Below are 6,625 nucleotides of genomic sequence, written 5' to 3' on the forward strand. Positions count from 1 at the left end.
TTATGACGCTTATTGTATACTGATATTAAGTTTTAATACTAAATACCTTTAACACTTATAATATTTTGGAGGCATACAATGGACAATGTAAAAGCAGCCGAATTTGATCCTGTAAAAGAAAATGAGCGTAAGCATAGGATAATATATGCAATTATTGTTTTTATTTTACTTGGAACTTTCACTATTGTTGAACGATTTGTCTTTTTTTACAAGGATAATCTGGGAGTGGTTTTAGGGCTGACTTGTATTGATACATTGGAACATGAGTGGTTCTCTATAGCTTCAGGCATTGTTTTAGGTATTCTTTTTATTGTTGCAGCTGTTTTTCTTGGTTTTCACAGAATCTGGTTGCCGGCAGCGGCTGTTGTTTGGCTGATAATAGATTTGGTAATTCCTGTAATTCAGCTCCTTAATACTATGGTAAAGGACAGCTTGCCGCTTATCGTAATTATTGCTATAAGGATAGCTTGCGTAAAATGGCTTTCTCAAGGCGTCATGGCAGTCTATCAGAGGCAGCAAAATGCCAAAAAGGCTATGAATAATTCTGAGCAGACTAATGATTCCAAAGAAGATGTCATTGTAAAAAATAATGAACATTCTACAAATATTATTGATTCTTATCCAAATGAAACAGAAAGATAATTTAATTGTGAATACCTTTTTTCTGCTTTAAGGATTGTGTTGCCTTTTTCCATAATTCTTCTGAATTCTGACCGTTTTTTGGATAGATTGCTGTTCCTATGCTGACTTCCAATTTGATTTTGTTATCACTTAGATTTATCGCTGAGATTAAGCTTGTTTTTATCTTATCAACGTATTCCATTAATTGAAGACGGTCTTTACCTTTTCTGGTAATTATTGCAAATTCTGCTCCAATTATTCTCCCTATCATATCTTCATGATCTGCTGCGTTTTTTATATTTTGGGCAATAAATTTAATAATGTTGTCACCTTGTTCATAACCAAAACTCTCATTTACTTTTTTGAATCCCTCTATATCAATCAAAATAAGTGAAAAATAAATTTCTTTGGAGTCAATGCCCTCAGGATTTGAAATTTTAATTTGTCTTGTCAAATGCTCAAGCAACATGCTTCTGTTGGCAAATCCTGTTAATTCATCATAATAAGCAAGTTTATGCAGTTTTTTTTCATTTGCCTTGATAGTTTTATTAATTTTTATTAATTTTAAATTCTGATTTTTTAATTTTTCTTGAGAATCACTAAGCTCAGCAAATAATCCTTGCATCTTTTCGTTTTGTAACCTTAGCTGTTCAAATTGTATTTTCTGCTTTTTGAATAAAGAGGTGACTAACAATATAATAAAAAGGCTTACCATTGATACTATTATGCCGGTCAAAGCTTCGGGAACTTTTACAAAGAAAAAACCATAAGCTACCCAAAGCACAGATATGCTATTTAAGCATATGGCTGTTATGGTTCCAAAACGACCGAATTTCAGTACCATAATTATGGACACAAGAAGGAGAAGCTGTGCAGAAATGCCTCTTAATACCACTGATGCATCTGGTCTTAATAAGGAAATGGCTATTAAAAGATAAACCAGAGTAAGAAATATAACACTTATTCTTCTGATCATCGGTATAACAAAAAAATTATCGAATCCAGTCTTTAATATATTCATAAAAAACCCCTTAATAACTTGTATGCTACACGCTATTAATAGTTTAACTAAAAAAGCTTTATCTATATTTGATAGTATCAGAGTAAAGCTGTAATATCTAATAAATATTTCAAACTGTCAAATAGTGTCACGTAGGTATCAAACTAACGATTGTGCTGCTGTTTTTAATGCACTATAATAAAAGCAGACATTATTATATGCCAAAGCATGACAGACTGTTTTGTTGTTAGAATAACAGAGCTTTTTGGTCAGGATTCGTAAGTCAAGGAGAGGATAAGATGTTTTGTTCTCAATGCGGAAATAAAATTCCTGAAGAAGCAATTTTTTGCCCTGCTTGTGGAGGGAAAGTGGAAACAGATAATCAAATATCTGGAACATTATCACCTGACCAGTCAAACTGGCAGCATGGAACTGGATTGAATCTCCCTCAATCACCGCCCCCTCAAGAAAATACTGTATTACCTCAAAAAGAATGGGAGCATAATATTCAGCCGGTCAGCCGGCCTGATATGCAACCATTAGTGGATAAAAGCAGAATTTACCCGACAATGCAAAAGCCGGATCATTCCAAAAACAAAAAAGTGCTTCTACTTATAGTTTTGATTGTAGCGGTATTAGTCATTTCTGCTGTGGCAGCAACATTTTTTTTCTTTAAGCAGCGCGATAAAGATAATTTGAAATTATCTTCTGAAACAACAACACTTGAAACTACTACTGTATCTACAAGTGATCAAGGTGCTATAACAGAAACAAAAGAACCGACTACTACAAAAGCTGCAACAACAGAAACTAGTAAAGATCCTCAAGAGCAAACAGAAACAACAGAAAAGAAAAATGAAATAGGAAATGAAGATTCAGTTTTGACTATTTTACCAGATTCAGTTTTACTAGCTTTGAATAAGTCTGCAGATATTGATGATTATATAGGTGATTATGCAGGAACTATTGTTATAAGAGTACTGGATATTGAACAGATACCTGCATTTCAAACAGAAGCTTTTTCTGATAGTATAAGCAATTTTTTGCTTGGCGACGGTATAGAATATGAGACTAGTATGCAGATAGGCGCAGATTATCTTGATTGTTACACAGATCATCCTACGAGTCAAAGTGATGGGTATTTCTTATCGGTGTACCCATTGACCATTGATCAAGGGACATATTTTGAAGAGTACAGTGATGATCAATTTATTGAAGATGAAGTGTCATTAGATGGTTTTCTTCAAGTTGCCTTTTATGAAACTGATGATGGGATTAAAGGTGTTTACATAATCAATTATGAGGAATTTGTTTCTGAAGAAATTACCGGAATAATTGAAGCCAGATTAAATTATCAGATGATAAGCTGACCTAGAAGCCTTTTAATTGCATCTTCATAGCTTGCTGGGTCAGTGCAGACAGCCTCAGTATGTCTGGCATTAGGAATTAATAAAAGATCACGATAACCTTGTTTGGCTTCATAAAGAAGTCTACTGTTTTCAGGCTGTATATAGGTATCAGCTTCACCGTGGACAAATAAAGCCGGTATGTCTTTGAGCCCTCCGCAATCTTGGATTGCTTTTACAGGAGATACATCCTGCCAGTTAAAACCTGCAAATTTCTTAACCAAGAAATTACTAATATTAAAAAGAGGGAATTTTTTTAAATTGCGGCTGTATTTTAGCATATATACTAGTTGTTCTGATAAATCTGCATAAGAACAGTCGGCTATTATAAAATCTGGTCGGCTATCATGACAAGCTTCCATTATTATAGTAGCTGCTCCCATAGATTCTCCTACTAAGCCAAGTAAAGAAGGTGTTTCCTCATTTTCATAAATAGAATCGATTATAGTGCGCAGATCTGAAGATTCCTGCAAGCCCATTGTAGTGACATTTCCTTCGCTTATCCCGCTGTTTATCTGATCATAAATAAGTACACGAAAACCTCTATCCAGAAATAATTTTAAGAATTTTACTGCACCCATTCTGTTATGACCATGGCCATGAACAAATATTATTATTTTGTTGTTGGTTGATTTGCTTGTATTTGCTTCATCATATTCGATCCATTCACCAGACAGCGTATATCCTTGGCGATTCTTTATTTCCCAAGGGCTTTTTTTCAAGTTTTGATAAAAATTGCTGTCAATGCCGTTGTTGTTAATATGATAGTCTAAAGCTTTTTGCAGGCTGCGGCGGGGAGGATAGACAACTGCACGTATAAATATATATGCGATGATAAATAAAACTGCTATTAGCAGCACCATCGAAATAATTACTACTATTAAAATAATTTGCCATAATTCCATATTTGCTTTTCAAGCGATTTTCTCTACCGCCTTTACTCCTTTAATTAAATACGGCTGTCGGCTGCACAGAGCTGACTTTAAATCCCTTATTTCTCAATGAACCAATAATTGAATCCTTGTGATCATGCCCGAAAGCCTCCAAGGTAACTCTTAATTCAACTGCCATATTTCTGTTAATAGTAACAAATTGATTATGTTCTAATTTTATTATATTACCTTTTTGCTTTGCGATAATATGAGCTATTTTTTCCAGTTCGCCCGGTCTGTCCGGTAAAAGAACAGAAAATGTAAAAACCCTGCCTCTGTTAATCAAACCATGCTGAACCAAAGAGGCCATGGTAATTACATCCATATTTCCTCCAGATAAAATACTAACGATGTTTTTGTTTTCTTTAGGCAGATGAGCTAAAGCAGCAACACTTAAAAGTCCGGCATTTTCTACTATCAGTTTATGTTTCTCCATAATATCAAGAAAAGCATCAATCAGCTCACGATCTTCGATTCTCAGAATTTTATCGACGTTTTTATAAACAAAAGGAAAAACTTCCGACCCTGGTGTTTTCACAGCAACACCGTCTGCAATAGTGCTAACAGCTTCAAGACTGCATATTTCTCCTTGTTCACAAGACTTGAACATAGAATCTGCCCCTGCTGGTTCTATGCCGATTATCTGAATTTCCGGTTTAAGATATTTGGCTAGAGTAGCTACCCCTGCTGCAAGTCCTCCGCCTCCAATGGGAAGAAGAATTATATCAGTATCGGGCAGTTCGTCTAAAATTTCAAAAGCAATGGTGCCTTGTCCTGCTGAAACATCAAGATCATTAAAAGGATGTATAAATGTATATCCTTTTTCTTCTTCCAATTTACGCGCATAAGCATAGGCATCATCATAACTTTCACCATGAAGTATTACTTGCGCACCATATGCTTTTGTATTATTTACTTTAACCAGAGGTGTGGTTGTTGGCATAACAATTACAGCCTTCAGCTTATGCATTTGAGCCGCCAGAGCAACACCTTGAGCATGATTGCCTGCCGAGGCAGTCACCAGACCTTCCTTACGCTGTTTCTTATCCAATGTTTCAACCTTAAAGTACGCACCTCTAACTTTATATGCCCCTGTCATTTGCAAATTTTCTGGTTTAAAATATATATTATTTCCGGTTAGGGAAGAATAGTAACTGCTATGTATTAAATTAGTACGCAAAATAACAGATTCAAGGGATTTTTTTGCCTGTTCAAAATGTTCCAGTGATAATTTCTCCATTTTAGTTGCTCCTTACGAGATCTGGATATTGTCCATTATCTACCAATGCAGTTAGGGATTTTGCAACTTTTTCAGTATCTTCCTTATATGTTACACCAAACCAGCTGTCAGGAGATGCAAGTACTTTAACAGTTGCTTTTTTTGACTTCAATAGCATATCAACGGCTCCAGGCAGATAGTATTCGGCTTTTAAGGGATTCACGAGCAGATCGTTTTTTATAAATTCCGGAAAGCCTGCCTCCAGTTCCTTCATCATATCTGCTTGGAAGCCCCAGAAATTCATTGAAACTTGTGTGTCATGGGCAAGTTTGTGCCAGCTTTTTCCATCATTATCAGTGTATGATATTTGGCCTGATTTCTGCTCAATTCGTGTTTTTTCTGATATACCTTGAAGAAAAGAATCATTATTTACATCACAAACTCCACGAGCTACATGACCATGCTCTGTAACTGTTCTATCAAGCCTATAACTGACCATTGCATAATTGTAGGGTTTGGGATTATTTATCAAATATTTGAAAATCATAGAAAAAGCCTGACTGCCGTAATAGTCATCTGCATTAATAACTACAAAAGGTGAATTTATCAGATGGCGGCAGGCAAGAACTGCATGTCCTGTGCCATATGGTTTTATTCTGCCGTCAGGTGCTGAGAAACCCTCTGGTAAATCTTCTAAATCCTGATAAGCAAAAAGAACTTTGATTTTGGTTTCAATTCTTTTACTTATTTTTTCTCTGAACAGGTCTTCCAATTCACGTTTGATAATAAATATAACAGTTTCAAAACCTGCTTTAACAGCATCATGTATAGAAAAATCAATTATTAAATCTCCATAAGGTGTAATTGGAGCAATTTGTTTTAAGCCACCAAAACGACTGCCCATTCCTGCAGCCATTACTATAAGAACCGGTTTTACTGACATTTTGCAAGCCTCCTGTAATATAAAGTGAAAAAATATTATTGAACTATATTTATATCTTTTAATGAACATTGTATCTATTATAAGCGATAACTATATTAAATTCAGCACGAACTGAAAAACTGTTACAGCTGCATTAAATACAAAGAAATTATATGCAGTCTTTCTATAAAAATTACTGATTTTTCTGACTTCTTTTTTACTCATCATTATTTTCATCCTCCCATTATATTTGTTTTGCATGGATGGGTGACATTTTCCTTGATGAGTTATACCATGTCATTATCACTGATTAATAATAAACACTAAAAATAGGTGTTGACAAAAATAGGTTTTCTGATTACAATATCCCTTGTCGCTAACGCCTGTGTAGCTCAGTTGGTAGAGCAGCTGATTTGTAATCAGCAGGTCGGGGGTTCAAATCCGTCCGCAGGCTCCAAAGTAAAACCCCGTAACCGCAATGGTTACGGGGTTTTACTTTGGAGCATTTATAAAATTTAAATTCAA

Annotated in this window: 6 protein-coding genes and 1 tRNA gene; 3 read left to right on the top strand and 4 right to left on the bottom strand. The window is 35.0% G+C overall.

The window, feature by feature from the left end:
- The first annotated feature begins 78 nt into the window (after positions 1–78).
- The gene (locus tag AC0KSB_RS06715) at positions 79–642 is read left to right on the top strand and encodes a hypothetical protein (RefSeq protein ID WP_472307578.1); all 564 of its coding nucleotides are present in this window, start codon (positions 79–81) and stop codon (positions 640–642) included.
- A gap of 1 nt (position 643) precedes the next feature.
- Here AC0KSB_RS06715 and AC0KSB_RS06720 read toward each other — a convergent pair whose 3' ends face one another.
- A complete protein-coding gene (locus AC0KSB_RS06720) occupies positions 644–1,642 on the bottom strand; it encodes a GGDEF domain-containing protein (protein WP_472307580.1) in 999 nt (332 codons plus the stop codon).
- 278 nt (positions 1,643–1,920) lie between these two features.
- Here AC0KSB_RS06720 and AC0KSB_RS06725 point away from each other — a divergent pair, with 278 nt between their 5' ends.
- The gene (locus AC0KSB_RS06725; protein WP_472307582.1) at positions 1,921–2,991 is read left to right on the top strand and encodes a zinc ribbon domain-containing protein; all 1,071 of its coding nucleotides are present in this window, start codon (positions 1,921–1,923) and stop codon (positions 2,989–2,991) included.
- Here AC0KSB_RS06725 and AC0KSB_RS06730 read toward each other — a convergent pair.
- The 3 genes from AC0KSB_RS06730 to AC0KSB_RS06740 are packed head-to-tail and all read right to left on the bottom strand — an operon-like array spanning position 2,976 to position 6,121.
- A complete protein-coding gene (locus AC0KSB_RS06730; protein ID WP_472307584.1) occupies positions 2,976–3,932 on the bottom strand; it encodes an alpha/beta hydrolase in 957 nt (318 codons plus the stop codon). The two genes, AC0KSB_RS06725 and AC0KSB_RS06730, sit on opposite strands and share 16 nt — an antisense overlap.
- A 40-nt stretch (positions 3,933–3,972) precedes the next feature.
- A complete protein-coding gene (gene ilvA, locus AC0KSB_RS06735) occupies positions 3,973–5,199 on the bottom strand; it encodes a threonine ammonia-lyase (protein WP_472307586.1) in 1,227 nt (408 codons plus the stop codon).
- Position 5,200: 1 nt separating this feature from the next.
- Complete coding sequence (locus AC0KSB_RS06740) at positions 5,201–6,121, bottom strand: sugar phosphate nucleotidyltransferase (protein WP_472307588.1); 921 nt, start codon at positions 6,119–6,121, stop codon at positions 5,201–5,203.
- Between the two features lie 360 nt (positions 6,122–6,481).
- Between AC0KSB_RS06740 and AC0KSB_RS06745 the strand changes: the two genes are divergently transcribed.
- A tRNA-Thr gene (locus AC0KSB_RS06745) sits at positions 6,482–6,557 on the top strand.
- The last annotated feature ends 68 nt before the right edge of the window (positions 6,558–6,625 follow it).

The organism is Ercella succinigenes (assembly GCF_900002895.1).